The following is a 19515-nucleotide window of genomic DNA, read 5'->3' as shown; positions in this document are numbered from 1 at the left end:
TATCAATAAATTATTCCCCCATAGGGGGATAGGGGGCCTTAGTTTCTAAGTGGTTTTCCGTTCTTAAGCATGTATTGAATCCGTTCTAAAGTCTTGCGTTCGGTACATAAGCTTAAGAAGGCTTCACGTTCTAGGTCCAAAAGGTAATCTTCACTGACCAAAGAGGGTTCCGATAGATCGCCCCCGGCCATTACATAGGCCAGTTTGTTGGCAATTTTCTTATCGTGCTCAGAGATATAGCCTCCGGCTTCCATAGAATCGGTACCTACCAAGAACATACCCAAAGCTTGTTTACCCAGCACCCGTACATCGGTACGACGGGCTTTTTGGGTGTATCCGGCTTCGGCCATGAGTTTGGCATGGGCCTTGGCAGTAGCGATTTGTCTGTCACGGTTGACGACCACTACATCTTTACCTTTTTCAAGTATTCCCAAATCAAAGGCCTCGTAGGCCGAAGTAGAAACCTTGGCCATACCAATGGTGAGGAAATACTCTTGGAGTATGTTCAACTCCACATCGTTCTTTCTATAACGGTCCGAAGCCCTTAGGGTCATTTCCTTGGTTCCGGCACCACCTGGGATCACCCCAATACCGAATTCAACCAATCCGATATACGATTCGGCCGCAGCGACTACCTTATCGGCATGTAACGAAAGCTCACAACCACCACCAAAGGTCATACCATGTGGTGCCGATATAACAGGGATATCGGAATAACGCATGCGCATCATGGTCTCTTGGAACATTTTAATGGCCATGTTCAGCTCGTCGTACTCTTGTTCTACGGCCATCATAAAGATCATACCGATATTGGCCCCAACTGAGAAGTTGGCCCCTTGGTTACCGATTACCAAACCTTGGAAATCTTTTTCGGCAATATCTATGGCCTTGTTGAGCCCGGCAATAACATCGCCACCTAGGGTATTCATTTTCGACTGGAACTCAGCATTCAAAATACCATCGCCCAGATCTTCTACAACCAAACCGGGGTTTTTGTAAACCGCCTTGCTCTTACGGATGTTGTCCAAAATGATAAAGGCATCTTGCCCCGGCACCTTGGTGGCCTGCTTAGCAGGAATATCATAAAAATAGGTGGCACCTTCTTTTACGGTATAAAAAGAAGTGTGACCAGCATCGAGCATTTCTTGCACCCAAGATGCCGCCTGTTGTCCTTCGGCAGCGATCAAGTCCATACCTTTTTGAACACCAATGGCATCCCATATCTGGAAAGGACCATGCTCCCAGCCAAACCCGGCCTTCATGGCATCGTCTATCTTATAAAGCTCATTGGTAATCTCGGGGATACGGTGTGATACATAGGCGAATAATTGGGCGAAACTTTTGCGGTAAAATTCACCAGCCTTGTCTTTACCACCCACTAGAATAGGGAAGCGGTCAATAACCTTGTCTACCGTTTTAGTGAGTTCTAAGGTGGCGAATTTGGCTTTTTGTTTGGCCCTATACTCCATAGTACTAAGATCCAAACTCAAGATTTCACTCTTGCCCTTCTCGTTCTTTATTTTTTTATAAAAACCTTGTCCGGTCTTACTACCCAACCATTTGTTATCGACCATGGTGGCGATAAAATCGGGCAGTTTGAACAGTTCGTGTCTTTCATCATGCGCACAATGCTCGTACAAACCATTGGCCACATGTACCAAGGTGTCTAGGCCTACAACATCTACCGTACGGAAAGTTGCCGATTTGGGCCGCCCGATAACGGGGCCACTCAATTTATCGACTTCCTCAACCGTCATACCCATTTCCTTGACCATATGGAAAAGGCTTTGGATGCTGAAAATACCAATACGGTTACCGATAAAAGCAGGGGTGTCTTTGGCTACCACAGAGGTTTTGCCCAAGAAGCGTTCGCCATACCCATTTAGGATCTCCAATACGGAAGCATCCGTTTTTGGGCCTGGTATAATCTCAAACAGCTTTAGATATCGGGCCGGATTAAAGAAGTGGGTGCCACAGAAGTTTTTCTGAAAATCTTCGCTGCGGCCTTCACTCATAAATTTGATCGGAATGCCCGAAGTGTTAGAGGTAATCAAGGTACCCGGGGTACGGTGTTGCTCCAATTTTTCGAACACTTGTTGCTTAATGTCCAAACGTTCTACCACCACTTCAATAATCCAATCGGCTTGCGATACCTTGGCGATATCGTCTTCCAAATTTCCGGTTTTGATACGGCTGGCGAATTTTTTGTGGTAAATAGGCGAAGGTTTAGACTTTAAGGCCTTGGCCAAGGCGTCGTTCACCAAACGGTTACGTACGACTTTGTCTTCTAGGCTAAGCCCTTTGGCCTTTTCTTTATCGGTCAGTTCACGTGGAACGATATCCAATAAGAGCACTTCTACCCCGATATTGGCAAAATGGCAGGCAATACCACTTCCCATAATACCGGAGCCAATGACAGCTACTTTTCTGATATGCTTGTTCATCAATCGGCTTGTTTATTTAAAGGTTCTGTTTTGTATATTTTCTTTTCGGAGATCAGATTGTTGATGACTTTAATGACCTCGAAAAAACCCATAAGGTGTTCTTCGGATACATTTTCTTTAACCGCATCATTAAATCGTAAAACCACTTCTTTGGATACTTCCCTTTTTTGAAGTCCGAATGGCGTTAAGTGAATCAATACCCCTCGGCCATCGTTTGGGTTGGGTTTACGAACGATTAAACCAAGATTCTCCATGTTTTTAAGGATACGCGAAAGGCTAGTGGCCTCCATGCCCATTTTAGGGCCAAGGGAAGTTGAAGGGGTACCGGTCTTGGGATCGATACTCAACAGGGTAAACCCCATAGCCATGGTACTATCGAATTTCCGGGCCTCTTCATTATAAACTTTGGTAACCGCTTGCCAAGTGGCCCGTAAAGCATAATCTATAGTAATGTCTTTCATGGAATCTGCAATAGGATTCCAAATATAGGAAATATTTATTATGCATGCATAATAAATATTCGTAAAATCTTTGTTAATTCAAGTGGTCACATTCAATTACATCCTTTAGAAAATAAGAAAAGGACAAAATATTGGAGAAAACCACCCTTTTGATATTATCAAATAATGATATAATCCAAAGAAAAAAGCCACCTAAAAAGGTGGCTTGATTTTGTTCATGTGGTCACTGTTTATTGAATGTCAATGCCCGTAGATATCATTGTAAAGTGCAATAAACTTTTCTTTGATTTTTTTGCGTTTCAGTTTTAGGGTAGGGGTAACCAAACCGCTATCAATGGTCCAAGGTTCTGAGGTTAAACGGAATTGTTTTACCTTTTCCCATTTAGAGAACTTTTCATTGGCCTTGTCTACTTCTTCCTGGAAGCGGGCTATAATCACCGGGTCTTTTACCAAGTCATCATTGTCAGTAAACCTGCGATGGTGTATAGAGGCCCAATCGTGTAGATGTTGAAAATCGGGTTGGATTAAAGCTGCAGGCATTTTTTCACCTTCACCTACTACCATAATCTGTTCGATGAATATAGATTGTTTAAATCGGTTTTCCAATACCTGGGGCGCCACATACTTACCACCCGAGGTTTTGAACATTTCCTTTTTACGATCCGTGATTTTTAAGAAGCCGTCGGCATCGATTTCCCCTATATCACCGGTATGGAAATACCCGTCGATAATTACCTCGGCGGTTTTTTCTGGGTCTTTGTAATAGCCTTGCATTACTTGTGGCCCTTTGATACAGATCTCTCCGTCTTTTTCGATTTTTACTTCAGTATTCCCAATCGGGATACCCACGGTACCGATCCTAAAGCCACCGTTACGCATATCGTTCACAGAGATAACGGGGGAGGTTTCGGTAAGTCCGTAACCTTCCATAACCCCAATTTCGGCCGCATTGAAGATACGGGCCAAACGTGGCTGCAAGGCTGCACTACCGGAAGCGACCAATTTAAGATTCCCTCCCAAACCTTCTTTCCATTTGCTAAAGATCAGTTTGCGTGCCAGGCCTAATTGCTTTTCGTACCACCAGCCGTTTTGGCCATAGGGTTCGTATTTGAGTCCGACCTTAACGGCCCAAAAGAACAGCATCTTCTTAATACCGCTAAGCTCCATACCCTTGGCAATAATCTTATCGTATACCTTTTCCAATAATCGGGGTACGGCGGTCATCACCTCAGGTTTCACCTCCTTTAGGTTATCGGAAATCGTTTCCATAGATTCCGCGAAATATACATTTACCCCCGAAAACTGGTATAAGTATATCAGCATACGTTCGTAAACGTGGCATAAGGGAAGAAAACTTAAGGCCGACGAGTTACCCAAGGCTAAGGGTAAACGATGCGAACTCTCCAAGGCATTGCTTACAATGTTTTGATGCGACAACATTACCCCTTTGGGCTTTCCGGTGGTACCTGAAGTATAGATCAAGGTGGCCAAGTCTTCTGGTTTTACCGCATCCTTTAGTTTTTCAACCTCGGCTTGGTTGCCAGTATCGGCCCCTTTGTTCAATACTTCTTGCCAATTGCGACAATTACCGAGTTGGTCAAAAGAGAAAACATCCTTTAGTTTGGGTGTACGGTCTTGAATCGCCAAAATCTTTCCCAATACCTCGGTACAGGAAACGAAACAATATTTAGCTTCGGAATGGTTTAGCACATATTCGTACTCGTCTTCTGAAATAGTGGGGTAGATAGGTACGTTTTGCGCCCCGATCTGTAGAATCCCTATATCCATGATACACCATTCGGTACGGTTGTTCATCGAAATCACCGCTACCTTGTCGTTGGGTTTTACCCCCATGCGAAGTAAGGCCCTACTAACGGCGTTGGCTTTGTCTATATATTCTTGGGTTGAAGTGGCGACCCACTCCCCATTGTATTTGGTAACTAAGCTTTTTTGAAGATTGTATTTTTCGAGTTGGTAGTAGGGAAAGTCAAAGAGACGGGTGATTTCTTGCATCGTTGTATTTTAAGATTCGCAAAATAAGAAATCGAAACCATTTGAAAAAATGAAAATTTGCCCCTTTTTTTAAGGAAATTGCCGTTTTTTAAGGTTGTTTTGGCCCAAATCGAGACAAAAAAACATCAAAACAAAAAGGCCCTTCATTTAGAAAGGCCTTGTCTAATTTTAACTAAAGAGAATATTACTTCCCATTATTTTCAATCCACTCCCGGGCATTTACAAAAGCCTGAAGCCAGGGGGTAACTTCGTCTTGTCTGTTCCCTGGGTAGTGGGCCCAGTTCCAAGGGAAGGTCGAGCGTTCGATATGGGGCATGGTTACCAAGTGGCGTCCAGAGGCATCGCACAACATAGCCGTATTGTAATCACTACCGTTCGGGTTGGCCGGATACCCTTCGTAACCATAAGTAGCTACAATATTATATTGGTCTTTGGCATTCGGTAACACGAATTTACCTTCGCCATGCGAGATCCAAACCCCAAGGGTGGTACCTTCTAGATTCGAAAGCATTACCGAATGGTTCTTTTTAATTTGGACCGAAGTAAAACTACTTTCGTGTTTGTGGGAGTCGTTATGATCCATACGGCCCTTTTGCTCGTGTTCGGGGTTGATCAGATCCAACTCCATAAACAATTGACAACCGTTACAGATACCTACGGAAAGCGTATCGGGTCGGGCAAAGAAGTTCTTAAGTGCCTTGTTGGCTTTTTCGTTATACAGAAAGGCGCCGGCCCATCCTTTGGCCGATCCCAAAACATCGGAATTTGAGAAGCCACCTACGGCCCCAATAAACTGAATGTCTTCCAAAGTCTCACGACCACTGATCAAATCGGTCATATGCACATCCTTTACATCGAATCCGGCCAAATACATGGCATTGGCCATCTCGCGCTCAGAATTACTCCCTTTTTCCCTTAGAATGGCAGCCTTTGGGCGGTTGGCTTTGTCAAAATTAGGCAACTGGCCTTCGAACCCATTCAGGAAGGTAAATTGTAATGGCTGTGCTTTATAATTCCCATAACGCACTTTAGCCAAACCATTGGCCGTCTGCTTGTTGTCTAGCAAGTAGGAGGTTCTATACCAAGTATCGCGAAGCGAAGCGATATTGAGCCCAATTTCGGCCCCGGCATTTTTAAGGTTTAGGGTAGGTGTGTCGGTCGCTTTACCTATGGCCACGGCCTCAATGCCGGCTTGTGCCAAAGTTTCGCCAACACTATCGTCCTTCGCTTGGATAACCAAACCAATGTTTTCTGAGAACAACAATTTAATCGTGTCTTGTTCTCCAATACCGTTCAAATCGATATCGGCACCTAAACCGGTATCGGCAAAACACAATTCCAGTAGGGTAGTGATCAATCCGCCAGAACCAATATCGTGTCCGGCCAAGATCTGGTCGGCAACGATAAGCTCTTGAAGGCAATTAAAGGCCTGTTTGAAATAGGCGGCATCTGTCACCGTTGGTGCTTCGTCACCTATTCCGTTACGAATTTGGGCAAAAGAAGAACCTCCAAGTTTATGGTTGTCTTTCGAAAGGTTGATATAGTACAAGGGGTAATTGCCTTTTTGCAAAACGGGCTCTACTACTTTGTTGATGTCGTTACAATGCCCGGCTGCCGAAATAACCACGGTTCCCGGCGCAATCACTTCATCGTTCGGATACTTTTGCTTCATGGAAAGCGAATCCTTTCCGGTAGGTACGTTAATACCAAGGGCAATCGCGAACTCCGAAACGGCTTCTACCGCTTTGTATAAACGGGCGTCTTCGCCGGTGTTGTTGCAGGGCCACATCCAGTTGGCGGAAAGCGAAACCGAAGCCAATTGTTTTTCCAAAGGTGCCCATACGATATTGGTCAGAGCCTCGGCAATACTATTACGACTTCCGGCCACGGGATCGATAAGTCCGGAAACCGGGGCATGCCCCATACTGGTGGCAATACCGTGTTTTCCTTTAAAATCGAGGGCCATAACCCCAACATTGTTCAAAGGCAATTGCAGTGGTCCGGCGCATTGCTGTTTGGCTACTCGACCGCCCACACAGCGGTCCACTTTGTTGGTAAGCCAGTCTTTACAAGCCACGGCTTCTAGTTGTAGCAATTGTTCTAAGTAATCGTGAAAGGAACCTAAGTCGTACGATAACGGGGCAAAATCCACCTTTTGGGTGGTATCGGTCATTATGGTTTTGGGAGAACTACCAAACATGTCGTCTAGGGCCAAATCCATAGGTTTGGAACCTCTCGAGGAGGATTCGAACGAAAAACGGTCGTCTCCGGTCACTTGGCCAACCTCATAAATAGGCGAGCGTTCGCGTTCAGCGATTTTGGTCAAGGTGTCCAAATGTTGGTCTCCGATAACCAAGCCCATTCGTTCTTGTGACTCGTTACCGATTATTTCTTTATCCGATAGGGTAGGGTCGCCAATGGGGAGTTTGTCGATCTCGATCTTTCCACCGGTTTCCTCAACCAATTCAGAAAGGCAATTCAAATGACCGCCCGCACCATGATCATGAATCGAAACAATGGGGTTCACTTCAGATTCTACCAAGCCACGTATGGCATTGGCCGCACGTTTTTGCATTTCGGGATTGGAACGTTGTACGGCGTTAAGTTCAATGGCCGAGCCAAAAGCACCGGTATCGGCACTCGATACGGCGGCACCACCCATACCAATCCTATAGTTGTCGCCCCCAAGAATCACGATTTTATCGTCTTTTTGAGGGGTGTCTTTTAAAGCTTGCTCCTGTTTGCCATAACCGATTCCCCCGGCTTGCATAATAACTTTGTCGAAGCCTAGTTTACGGGTGCCTTCGTTATGTTCAAAGGTCAGTAAAGATCCACAGATAAGCGGTTGCCCGAATTTGTTTCCGAAATCAGAGGCTCCGTTAGAGGCTTTGATCAAAATATCCATTGGGGTTTGGTAGAGCCAATCGCGCTCGTCCATAGCCTTTTCCCAAGGGCGTTCGGCCTCTAATCGGGAATAGGAGGTCATATACAACGCGGTACCGGCCAAGGGAAGACTACCTTTACCACCGGCCAATCGGTCACGGATCTCGCCACCCGAACCAGTAGCAGCCCCATTAAAAGGCTCTACCGTAGTAGGAAAATTGTGGGTTTCAGCCTTTAGCGAGAGTACCGAATCGAACTCGGTTTCTTCATAATAGTCAGGTACATCGGCACGTTTCGGGGCAAACTGCACCGCTTTAGGTCCTTTAACAAAGGCTACATTGTCTTTATAGGCCGATACGATATCGTTGGGGTGGGTCTCACTGGTCTTTTTGATCAATTTGAACAAAGAGGACGGCATTTCCTCCCCATCGATAACAAAGGTGCCGTTAAAAATCTTGTGTCGGCAATGTTCCGAATTTACTTGGCTAAAACCAAAGACCTCACAATCGGTAAGGGGTCTACCGATTTTTTGGGATACACCTTCAAGATATTCAATTTCCTCTTCACTAAGGGCCAATCCTTCTTGGGTATTGTAGGCTCTAATATCTTCAATATCCAAAACCGGTTCGGGTTCAATGTCAATATCGAAGAGGTTTTGTCCCAAGCCGTCGAATTTCTGAGAAAGCATAGGGTCAAAATCCGCGTCATCTGCATCACTGGCTACAAATTCTTCGATTCGTACAAGGCCCGAGATGCCCATGTTTTGGGTTATTTCGGTGGCGTTGGTACTCCATGGGGTAACCATGGCGGCCCGTGGCCCAACAAAAAAGGCGTCCAATGACGCCGTATCTAGATAAGGTTGCTGCCCAAAAAGCCAGCTTAGTTTTGCCGAATCTTCCTGGGCCAATTTGCCAGGTGCCTGAACGGCGAATACTTTTTTCTTGATATCACCAAAAAAATGGATCATGGATACGGATTTTACTCAATAACGAGATTAAATGTCCGAGCATGTGTACGGACAAAGAATTAAAAAGGCAAATTTAGATCTTTCCGTTTGAATGGCATAGTTGATTAATCAACAGAATCAGGCGTAAATTGTTGAAAAACCAAGTTTATCATAGAGTTATTAATCAGGAATTATTTGATTTTTTTGTGATAATTACCTTACTTTTCAATAATTTAGATTTATTATAACCAGTAATCGATGTTTTGAAACATCTACAAACTACTAAACAACCTAATTTATTCACCTATGAGGAAAATTAAGATGGCGCCGATCTATTGGATCGGAATGCTAACACTTGCTTTGTTTTCTGTTTCCCTACAAAGCTGTAAGGAAACAGGAGGAAGTCAAGAACCAACAACCACAGCGGAGGATGGGTTTAAAGGAAAGATCAGTTTGGATATCCGGGATTCGGAGTCCGATTGGTCGGCCTATATTCCCAAAAGCGCTCCGGAAGACGCCCCCAACATCTTATTCATTCTTTACGACGACACCGGGCTTGGTGCCTGGTCTCCTTACGGGGGAGCCATCAACATGCCTACCCTAGATCGTTTGGCTGCCAACGGGCTAACCTATACCCAATGGCATACCACGGCCTTATGTTCGCCTACCCGATCTACGATTTTAACAGGTCGTAACCATCATTTAAATGGAATGGCTTCCATTACCGAAACGGCAGATGGGTACCCAGGTTCCAATGGTCGTGTACCTGATCAAGCTGCACCTTTTGCGCAGATTCTTAGGGAGAACGGTTGGAGTACCTTTTGGATTGGTAAAAACCATAACGTTCCTGAGCAGGATGTGGCTTCCGGTGGAAGTAGGACGGAATGGCCGACCCAGATCGGTTTCGATCGTTTCTATGGGTTCTTAGGCGGCGAGACCAACAACTGGTATCCCGATCTAGTGGAAGACAACCACTTTATAGAAGCACCGGCCACCCCGGAAGAAGGTTATCACCTATCTAAGGATTTGGCCGATAAAGCTTTGGAAATGTTGCGTAACCAACAGGCTACCAACCCTTCCAAACCTTGGTATATGTGGTTTAACCCGGGCGCCAACCATGCGCCACACCACTCGCCAAAAGAATATGCCGACAAATACAAAGGTAAATTTGACGATGGTTACGACGCCTACCGCGATTGGGTAGTAGGTCGAATGAAAGAAAAAGGGATTATTCCGCAAGACACCGAAATGGCTGCCTTTAACCCATTGCCAGAAGATATGGCCAATCCAGCCGATTATGTACGTCCGTGGGAAGAGTTGAATGCCGACGAAAAACGTCTATTTGCCCGTATGGCCGAGGTGTATGCCGGTTTCTCTGAATATACCGATGTTCAGATTGGTCGTATCATCGATTATTTAGAGGAAAGCGGACAATTAGAGAATACCATCGTATTGTATGCTGCCGATAATGGGGCCTCTGGAGAAGGAAGCCCGAACGGATCGGTGAATGAGAACAAATTCTTTAATGGTTACCCCGATGATTTAGCCGAAAACCTAAAGTATATCGATGTTTTGGGTGGGCCAGATACTTACAATCACTTCCCAACCGGATGGGCCGCTGCCTTTTCGGCACCTTTTAAAATGTTCAAAAGGTATTCGCAATATGCCGGTGGTACCAATGATCCGTTGGTTATTTCTTGGCCAAAAGGAATCAAGGCTAGGGGAGAGTTACGTCACCAGTACCACCACTCTGTTGATATCGTACCTACTTTATTGGAAGCCTGTGGTGTTGAAATGCCTGAGGTTTACAATGGGGTTAAGCAATACCCGCTTTCCGGGGTTTCTATGAAATATAGCTTTGATGCGGCACCTGATGGACAAACCGAGAAGAAAATACAGTACTTCTCTATGTTGGGTACCCGTGGTATCTGGAAAGACGGTTGGAAAGCTGCAGCCGTTCACTCACCCTTAAGTGGAAAAGGTAATTTCGATAAGGATGTTTGGGAGTTGTATCATGTAGATGAAGATCGCTCTGAGTCTAAAAACCTGGCAGCTGAGAACCCTGAAAAGTTGCAAGAATTGATTGATGCCTGGTTCGAGCAAGCCGAAATCAATAAGGTTTTACCTTTGGATGACAGGAGCGCTGCCGAGATTTTGGGAACTGAAAGACCTTCTCAAGAAGCGGCACGTGACCGATATATTTATTATCCGAAGACCGCTCCGGTTCCGGAAGGTGTAGCTGTTAATGTGCGTGGACGCAACTTTAAAATTTTGGCCAATGTAGAGATTACCGAGGCCAATGCTTCCGGGGTTATTTTTGCCCATGGTTCCCGTTTTGGCGGGCATAGTCTGTTCATCAAGGACAAGAAATTGCACTATGTCTACAATTTCTTGGGTATAAAACCCGAGCAGACCTTCATTTCCAATCAAACCCTAAAACCGGGTAAATATACTTTGGGTATGGAGTTTACCCGTGAAAGCGCCGGGGAATATGGCGAGTCTATGGGAAGTATGAAACTCTACATTAATGACGATGTGGTTGCCGAAGGCCCTATGAAGACCCAGCCGGCCAAGTTTACCCTTTCGGGAGATGGCCTATGTGTAGGTTACGATAGTGGCGATGCGGTTAGTGAATTGTACCAGTCGCCAGGGGAGTTCGAAGGCGGAATCATCCAATTTGTGGGGGTTACCGTAGAAGGTACGCCTTACCACGATTTGGAGCTTGAAGCTAAAAGGGTAATGATGACCCAATAGTTTAATTGAAATAATCCAACTTCAACATAGTTACGAAACCGTCTTGATTTGCTGTCAAGACGGTTTTTTTATATCTGATACCATAAGTGTCCGAAAGTTAAATGATATCCCGATTGTTCCCGTACAGCTATCGGGACGGGACGCTTTGCTGCCCTAGCCCTGACTCGTGGAACGGGTAGAATTTTGAAAATAGGCTTTTTGATATTCAAAGACTTACGCTTTGGTCTTCTATAAATACACGCTATCAAATTAAAAAGATAACTACTACAGTTTCGGTTCGGTTACGGAACAACAAAAATGCAATAATCTGAAATTAGGCGTCTCTTTTCTATATTCTTTGCTCTTTTCGTCTGAAGCCATCAAGTTTCGGATGACTATGATCTAATACCGTTTAGCCTTTCTTCTCTAACAAAGCCATATAAAAGCCGTCGAAACCACTTTTAGAGGCGAACACTTTCTGTTCATTTACGAACTCGAAACCGTCACCGGCCTCTGAGGCTAAAAAGGTATCTACCTGTTGTCTGTTTTCTTGCGGAAGTATAGAACAGGTGGCGTACACCATTTTACCATTAGGCTTGATAATTTTAGAGTATTGTTGCAATATTTTTTGTTGGGTCTGCATTACCCGATCTAAAAAGGCGGCATCGAGTTTCCATTTGGAGTCCGGATTACGCCGGATAACCCCTAGTCCTGAGCAGGGGGCGTCCAACAGTAAGCGATCCGCTTTACCGTAAAGTTTTTTAATGACCTTGTTGCTTTCAATGGGACGGGTTTCCACATTGTGCGCGCCATTACGCTTGGCACGTTGCTTCAACTCTTGTAGTTTGTGTGCATGTATGTCCAAACTGATCAGTTGCCCCTTATTCTGCATTAGCGCGGCCAAGTGCAACGATTTGCCACCGGCCCCGGCACAGGCATCTACCACCCGTTGCCCAGGTTTTACATCTAAAAATGGGGCTACCAATTGCGAGGAGGCATCCTGTACTTCGAACCAGCCCTTCTTAAAAGCTTCGGTTTTAAATACGTCGGCACGTTCTTTTAAGATTAAGGCATCCGGATAGGCCTTGTTGCCATAGGCATGGATTTCTTGCTCGGCAAGTGCCTTTAGTAGTGTTTGCTTTCCTGTTTTCAAGGTGTTTACCCGTAATACCACGGGGGCCGTCTCATTGAGTGCGGCCAGTTCTTTGTCCCAAAACGATTCCCCTAAAGCATTTGCTCCCAATTCATCAATCCAATCGGGTACCGATTCCCGGTACTTTCTGATTTTGGAAAGCTCATCGAAACGCCCTTTGATTTTTCGAGTTGGGGTTTTTTCAAACTGCTTCCAATCGGGTATTTGTATACCCCGTAAAGTGGCCCAAACCGCAAAAACACGGAACAGGTCGGCACGGGTGTAGGGTTCCTTGACCTCGGCAATGGTCGTGTACAATCGCTTCCAACGTACGATTTCGTAGGTAGTCTCAGCAATGAACCCGCGATCACGAACGCCCCAGCGTTTGTCGAATTTCAATACTTTACGGATTACCTTATCGGCATATTCCCCTTCGTTGAAAATCAAGTTTAAAGCGTCTACTACGGCAAAAACCAAGTTTCTATGTAACCTCATGGCCAAAAATTAAGAGGGCAAAGGTACGTGTTTCCTTTGGAGATTGCCCTTTTCATGAATAAATGCTAATCTCAGGTTGTTGAGAAAGGTTACTTTTGGGAAAAACTCCAGCATGCGTTATCTAATTCCACTTGTATTTTTATTTGTTTTTGGTTGTGAGGAATCGCCAAAACCCAAGCCGATTACCCAAGTTAAGGTTGACACGGTTTTTGAAGATGATTCCTTAAGTATCCGAGCCATCCAATCTATGCCCGGGGCCATCGCTTTTGCGGCCAATAATGGGGTGTTCGGTACTTTGTCCGTTCCGGGGCACCAGGTTCGTTCAAATGTTATGGAGCACGAGGGAATACGGCCAAGCTTTAGGGCGGTAGCCGCCACAAGTACCGATTTTTTTATGTTGTCGATCGCTAACCCGGCATTATTGTATAAAACGGGGGATAATGGAAAAATGGAGTTAGTCTACCAAGAAGAAGGCGAAGGGGTGTTTTACGATAGTATGGCCTTTTGGAACGACCTAGAAGGCTTGGCCATTGGCGATACGGTAGATGGCTGTTTGTCGGTTATCATTACCAGGGATGGAGGAAAAACTTGGGTGAAACAGGATTGTAAAGTTTTGCCGGAAGGTATTGCTGAAGAAGGGGCTTTTGCTGCCAGTGATACCAATATTGCCATACAAGGCCAATCGGCATGGGTAGCCACAACAACTTCACGGGTTTTGGTAACCCATGACATAGGACGTAGCTGGAGCAGTGTGCAGACCCCAATCGTAAAAGAAAAAGAAACCCAAGGTATTTACTCTCTTGATTTTTACGATGACAAATTGGGCATGGCTATAGGAGGCGATTATTTGGATCCAGAAAACAAAAGCTCAAATTTGGCCATTACGAAAGATGGAGGGGAAAGTTGGCAACTTTTGGCCAACGGGGCGGAACCCAACTATAAAAGCTGCGTACAGTTTGTACCCAATTCGAATGGGACCCAGTTGGTAGCACTTGGATTTACCGGTATTTCCGTTTCCAATACTGGCGGAGTGGACTGGGAAAAAATATCCGATGAACCTTTTTACACCTTACGTTTTATAAACGACTCCACAGCCTATGCCGCGGGTAAGGGGCGCATCTCGAAACTTATTTTTCGTTAGGCTTTTCTTTTGGTGCCTGTCTCTTGTGCTGCATCCTACCATATTCACGTAGCAATTTTCGTTTGAATTCCTCTTCGGAATGTAAAACGATCAAAGCTCTTTTGGCACCGAGGATAGCGCTGAACTCGGCAAAATACTTTTTTAGCTGATCGATGCGGTTGGTTTCCAATTGCATCAGTTTATCGAATAGTTCTTCAGCTTCGGCATCTGTGGTGTTCTCAGAATTCTTGACTTTCTTGCGATAGCTTTGAAATTGGGTGCGGCGTATTTCGCGAACCTTCTTCTCGAAGGAGTCGTACACGGGCCAAAACGCTTTGGCCTCTTCGGTTGATAACTCCAGTCTATCGTTCAGGTGGGCGATTTTCAGTGCTTTTATTTTTTCTCTATCAGGTCTTTGTTGGGCATAGGTGGAAGTCGTGATAAATGCCATGAATAGACCAAAAAATAAGGTGAGGTATGTTTTCATGTCTTTATTGTTCTAAGTTGTGATCGGAATTAAAAGGTTGCTCGCTAAAGTTCTCCGAAGCCTCCAGTACTTCAAATCCATTGGTGTTTTCTTCCAAATACTCTAAAATTATGCTATGGTCAAGATCATTGGTATACAACGCATCTAATTCGGTATCGTCTAATGTTAAATAGTCGTCGAACTCATCTAATTCGATACCAATTGGGTTTTCGTTCCAATAGGTTTCATAGTCTGAAAAGGCCAAATCGGTATAATCAATCTCGTTTGCCGAATTGAACAATTGGCTAGAGAGCAATAACAATGCCAGGGCAGCGGCAGCGCTTAACGCATAATATAGGGGCCTGAGCTTAGATTCGTTTTTGGTATTGGGTAATACCTGGGCCAACACTTTCTTTTCCAGGCCGTCAAAATAGTCATTAGGAACCCCAAAACCATCAGATTTGCCAAATGTAGGGGCATTGTTTAGCTGCTTTTCTATGCGGGCCTCTAGATTATCGAAATAACCGGACGGCACCTGAAACGGATTTTTATGTGCATCTTTTTTTCTCATAAGACATCGCCATGGGTTAAATATTTTTCCAGTTTTTTTACAGCCAAATGGTATGAAGCCTTCAAAGCCCCGACCGAGGTACCTAAAACCTCTGAAATGTCATGGTATTTCATGTCTTCGAAATACTTCATATTAAAAACCAAACGTTGCTTTTCGGGTAACAGGGCCAAAGCTTTCTGCAATTGCAGCGCTATGTCGTCTCCGTCGAAATATACGTCCGATTCCAATTTTTCGGCCATCATTTCGGTATAACTACCTTCGGTTACGCCCAAGCGTCTCGATTTGCTTTTTAAGAAACTCAGGGCTTCATTGGTAGCGATCCGGTACATCCAAGAATACAATTTGCTTTCCCCTTTAAACCCATGTAGGTTTCTATAGATCTTAACAAAGGTGTTCTGCAGCACATCATCGGCGTCGGCATGGTTCAATACAATCCTACGGATGTGCCAATAGAGGCGCTCCTTATATTCGTTGACCAACTCCCCGAAACCTTGGTGAAGGGTCTCGGGGTCTTGAAGTCTATCCAATAATCGTTCTTCTGCTGTCAAACGTATCGGTTTTGTATCTATGACAACAAGGTAACAAAAAGGTTTAATCGGAAGTTAAATGTCGATTTAAGGTTATTCCCTAGTTTATGATTCCGAAACAGAATTTAAACGTTTAATCAGCTTTCGAAAGATTGCATATCCACCAGTTTTTTATAAACCCCGTTTTTGGCCAATAATTCTTGATGGGTACCTTGTTCCACGATCTTTCCTTTTTCCATAACCACGATATTATCGGCTTTTTGAATGGTAGACAAGCGGTGTGCGATAACCAAGGAAGTGCGGTTTTTCATCATGTTTTCTAAAGCTTGTTGTACCAAACGTTCGCTCTCGGTATCGAGGGCAGAAGTAGCCTCATCTAAAATCATGATAGGCGGATTCTTTAGTACGGCCCTAGCTATGGAGACCCGTTGTTTTTGTCCGCCACTTAATTTACCACCACCATCACCGATATTGGTCTCATAACCATTAGGTAAATCACAGATGAATTCATGGGCATTGGCAACTTTTGCCGCAGCTTCAATAGCCGCTTGATCCGCTTCCGGATTACCCAAGGCAATATTTCGGGCCACGGTATCATTAAAAAGTATGGAGTCTTGCGTAACCAACCCCATTAGGCTGCGAACGGAGTCTTTGGTCAGATCTTTGATATCCTTGCCGTCAATGGTAATGGCGCCCATATTAACATCGTAAAACCTACTGGATAAATTGGCCAAGGTACTCTTACCGCTACCGGACTGGCCTACCAAGGCAACGGATTGACCTTTGGGTACCTTTAGGTTAAAGTCCTCCAGCACATAATCATCGCCATATGCAAAAGAGATATTGTCAAAAACGATCTCTTCGTTAAAATCAGAGATGGTCTCTGCATTCGGTTTATCGGCCAATGGGTTTTCGGTTTCTATAATCTCTAGTACCCTTTCGGCTGCCGCGTTTCCTTTTTTAACCCCATAACTAGCTTTGGAAATGGCTTTGGCCGGGGTAAGTATGTTATAGGCAAGCCCCATATAGGCAATAAAGTCCTCACCATCGAGGCTTTGGTCTACCAACACCAATCTACCTCCGTACCATAAAAGCACTGCGATGACGCCAATACCTAAAAACTCCGAGGTCGGACTGGCCAGATTAGTACGGTTAAGCAAACTGTTCGAATAGTTGTAAAAACGTTTGGTCGATTTTTGGAATTTACTATTGAACCCTTTTTCGCCATTAAAAGCTTTAATCACTTTTAATCCACCCAAAGTTTCTTCTATCAGTGACAAAAAATAGCCCTGTTCTTGTTGTACACTATCCGATTGTCGTTTTAGGCTCTTCCCAATCAAAGAAATGATATAACCCGAAATGGGAATAAAGACGAACACGAAAAGCGTAAGTTTAGGGCTGATTAGCAACATGGCCACGATGGTAAAAATGATGGTCAACGGCTCGCGGACCAACATTTCTAAAATAGACAGGAAAGAATGTTGTATTTCCAGTACATCGGTGCCAATACGGGCCATAATGTCGCCTTTCCTTTTTTCTGAAAAATAGGAAATAGGCAGCTCCAAGGTCTTTTTGTACAAGTCGTCCCGAATATCCTTCAATACCCCATTCCGTAAAAAGGTGATAAAGAACATGGCCAGATAATTGAACAGGTTCTTGAGCAAAAAGGTGGTTATTACCAGGGCTACGACCATCATTAGGGCCTTGCTCTTATCATCGCCGGCCACTTCACCTACATAAAAAGACATATAATCTTTAAAGTAATCTATAAGTTTGGTTATACCTTCGAATTTTGGTGCACTGGTTACCGGTTCGCTATTTGGTTTAAAAATAACCTCCAGCAAAGGCATTAGCACCAAAAACGACAGCGTCGAGAAAAGTGCGTACAAAACATTGAATACAATATTAAGTACCCCATATTTTTTATACGGTAGGGCATACCGGATTATTTTTTTAAAATACTCCATTAAGAAAGGTTCAAACTGGCTATGATTCTGTCAATTTTTTGGTGGAGTTGGTCTTTGGCATTATCGTAATCGGCCGTATGGCTTAAAGTAGCATTCGTACTAAAATAGAATTTTATTTTCGGTTCGGTACCACTGGGTCTGGCTGCCATTCGGGTACCATCTTCGGCGATGAATATCAAAACATTCGACGCTGGGATATCCATTTTTTCAGAACGACCATCAAGCAGATTAGTGGCTATGCCCGTACTATAGTCTTCTACGCGTACCACGGGAACGCCGTCCAAACTATCGATCGGGTTGCTCCTAAAGTTGGCCATCATATCTTTAATGGCCTGGGCGCCATCCATACCTTTTTTGGTGATGGAGATCAGTTTCTCTTGGTAGTGGCCAAATTGGGTGTAACATTCCAGCAAATCTTGGTAGAATGAACTTCCCCGTGCTTTGGCCGCAGCCCCGATCTCACAGGCGAGTAGGGTAGAGGTAACGGCATCTTTATCGCGAACGAAGTCACCGACCATAAAGCCAAAACTCTCTTCGCCACCTCCAACGAAATCCTGCTCTGGGAAATCCTTGATCATTTTCGCTATCCATTTAAAACCGGTCAAAGAAACCTTGCATTCCACACCATAGGCATCGGCCATAGTTTGCATCATTGGGGTAGAAACTATGGTGGAGGCGATAAACTCATTCCCTTTAAAGCCTTTGGCCTTTCTCTGATCGAGCAGGAACTTGGTCATAAGCAGCATGGTTTGGTTGCCGTTCAGCAATACCATTTTTCCATGTTGGTCACGAACGGCTATACCCAATCGGTCAGAGTCGGGATCGGTACCTACTACCATATCGGCACCTACTTCATCGGCTTTTTTAAGGGCCAGGGTCAAGGCTTCGGGTTCTTCGGGGTTGGGCGACTGCACCGTGGGAAAATCACCATTGGGAACAGCTTGTTCCTCGATTATAGTGACCTTGGTGTATCCGGCACGCTTCAGTACTTCCGGAATGGCCGTGATCGAAGTACCATGCAAAGAGGTGAATACGATATGAAAATCTTCTTTGCCTGCCGCTTTAAAATCACCATTGGCGACTGAGGCATTGAAAAACACCTCGTCTATTTCTTTCCCGACGTTGGTAATCAGCTTTGGATTGGCCTCAAATTGAACGTTACTAAAATCCAAGGCATTGATTTCGGCGATGATTTCCCCGTCTTGAGGAGGTACAATTTGACCTCCATCGGTCCAATACACTTTATAACCATTATATTCAGGCGGATTGTGTGAAGCCGTCAAAACAATACCAACATGACAATCGAGATGACGTACCGAGAAGGAAAGTTCTGGTGTGGTACGCAATTCTTCGAAAAGGTACACTTGTATGCCATTGGCCGAAAACACCTCGGCAACCGTTTGGGCCAAGGTATCGCTGTTGTGCCTACAATCGTAAGCGATTACGACCTTAAGGGCTTCGTTGGGGTACACCTTTTTTAGGTAGTTACTCAATCCTTGGGTGTTTTTGCCCAAAGTGTATTTGTTGATCCTGTTGGTGCCCACGCCCATAACCCCTCGCATACCACCGGTACCGAAGGCCAGGTCTTGATAAAAACGATCCTCGAGTTCCTTGGGGTCGTTTTGGATCAGATTTTGTATTTCTTGCTGGGTTTGAGTGTCAAAAGTATCGGAAAGCCAACGTTTGGCATTGTCTAGGATCGTATTGTTCATTTGTGCTGATTTATGGTAGACAAATCGTCTATAAGCAATATTACG

General features: G+C 44.7%; 12 protein-coding genes. 2 read left to right on the top strand and 10 right to left on the bottom strand.

The window, feature by feature from the left end:
* Positions 1-38 precede the first annotated feature (38 nt).
* The 4 genes from B7P33_RS19085 to purL all read right to left on the bottom strand — a co-directional run bounded on the left by B7P33_RS19085 (position 39) and on the right by purL (position 8768).
* Positions 39-2444, bottom strand: a complete 2406-nt coding sequence (locus B7P33_RS19085) for a 3-hydroxyacyl-CoA dehydrogenase/enoyl-CoA hydratase family protein (protein ID WP_097443840.1) — start codon at positions 2442-2444, stop codon at positions 39-41.
* The gene (locus B7P33_RS19080) at positions 2444-2905 is read right to left on the bottom strand and encodes a MarR family winged helix-turn-helix transcriptional regulator (protein WP_097443839.1); all 462 of its coding nucleotides are present in this window, start codon (positions 2903-2905) and stop codon (positions 2444-2446) included. The genes B7P33_RS19085 and B7P33_RS19080 overlap by 1 nt, the downstream gene beginning before the upstream one ends.
* Positions 2906-3145: 240 nt before the next feature.
* Positions 3146-4918: an AMP-dependent synthetase/ligase gene (locus B7P33_RS19075; RefSeq protein WP_097443838.1), complete on the bottom strand. Its 1773-nt coding sequence runs from the start codon at positions 4916-4918 to the stop codon at positions 3146-3148.
* Between the two features lie 184 nt (positions 4919-5102).
* Entirely contained in the window at positions 5103-8768 is a 3666-nt protein-coding gene (gene purL / locus B7P33_RS19070; RefSeq protein WP_097443837.1) for a phosphoribosylformylglycinamidine synthase, read from the bottom strand.
* 285 nt (positions 8769-9053) lie between these two features.
* On the opposite strand from purL, the gene B7P33_RS19065 reads away from it, so the two are divergent.
* Positions 9054-11501, top strand: a complete 2448-nt coding sequence (locus B7P33_RS19065) for an arylsulfatase (RefSeq protein WP_216359403.1) — start codon at positions 9054-9056, stop codon at positions 11499-11501.
* 391 nt (positions 11502-11892) lie between these two features.
* Here B7P33_RS19065 and B7P33_RS19060 read toward each other — a convergent pair whose 3' ends face one another.
* A complete protein-coding gene (locus tag B7P33_RS19060) occupies positions 11893-13107 on the bottom strand; it encodes an RsmB/NOP family class I SAM-dependent RNA methyltransferase (RefSeq protein WP_097443836.1) in 1215 nt (404 codons plus the stop codon).
* Positions 13108-13219: 112 nt separating this feature from the next.
* On the opposite strand from B7P33_RS19060, the gene B7P33_RS19055 reads away from it, so the two are divergent.
* Positions 13220-14248 carry a WD40/YVTN/BNR-like repeat-containing protein gene (locus B7P33_RS19055; RefSeq protein WP_097443835.1) on the top strand — a complete coding sequence of 343 codons (1029 nt, stop codon included), beginning with the start codon at positions 13220-13222 and terminating at the stop codon, positions 14246-14248.
* On the opposite strand, the gene B7P33_RS19050 is transcribed toward B7P33_RS19055, so the two are convergent.
* From B7P33_RS19050 to B7P33_RS19030, 5 genes are all read right to left on the bottom strand, one after another.
* Positions 14235-14714 (bottom strand): hypothetical protein, encoded by a 480-nt coding sequence (locus tag B7P33_RS19050; RefSeq protein ID WP_097443834.1) that lies wholly within the window; start codon positions 14712-14714, stop codon positions 14235-14237. The two genes, B7P33_RS19055 and B7P33_RS19050, sit on opposite strands and share 14 nt — an antisense overlap.
* Positions 14715-14718: 4 nt before the next feature.
* Complete coding sequence (locus tag B7P33_RS19045) at positions 14719-15264, bottom strand: hypothetical protein (protein ID WP_097443833.1); 546 nt, start codon at positions 15262-15264, stop codon at positions 14719-14721.
* The gene (locus tag B7P33_RS19040) at positions 15261-15812 is read right to left on the bottom strand and encodes an RNA polymerase sigma factor (RefSeq protein ID WP_097443832.1); all 552 of its coding nucleotides are present in this window, start codon (positions 15810-15812) and stop codon (positions 15261-15263) included. The genes B7P33_RS19045 and B7P33_RS19040 overlap by 4 nt, the downstream gene beginning before the upstream one ends.
* A 116-nt stretch (positions 15813-15928) precedes the next feature.
* The gene (locus B7P33_RS19035) at positions 15929-17758 is read right to left on the bottom strand and encodes an ABC transporter ATP-binding protein (RefSeq protein WP_097443831.1); all 1830 of its coding nucleotides are present in this window, start codon (positions 17756-17758) and stop codon (positions 15929-15931) included.
* Positions 17758-19470, bottom strand: a complete 1713-nt coding sequence (locus B7P33_RS19030; protein WP_097443830.1) for a phospho-sugar mutase — start codon at positions 19468-19470, stop codon at positions 17758-17760. The genes B7P33_RS19035 and B7P33_RS19030 overlap by 1 nt, the downstream gene beginning before the upstream one ends.
* Positions 19471-19515 lie beyond the last annotated feature (45 nt).

It is taken from the genome of Sediminicola luteus, assembly GCF_002514735.1.
GTDB lineage: Bacteria > Bacteroidota > Bacteroidia > Flavobacteriales > Flavobacteriaceae > HQA918.
This window is presented reverse-complemented; position numbering and strand designations above follow the sequence as displayed.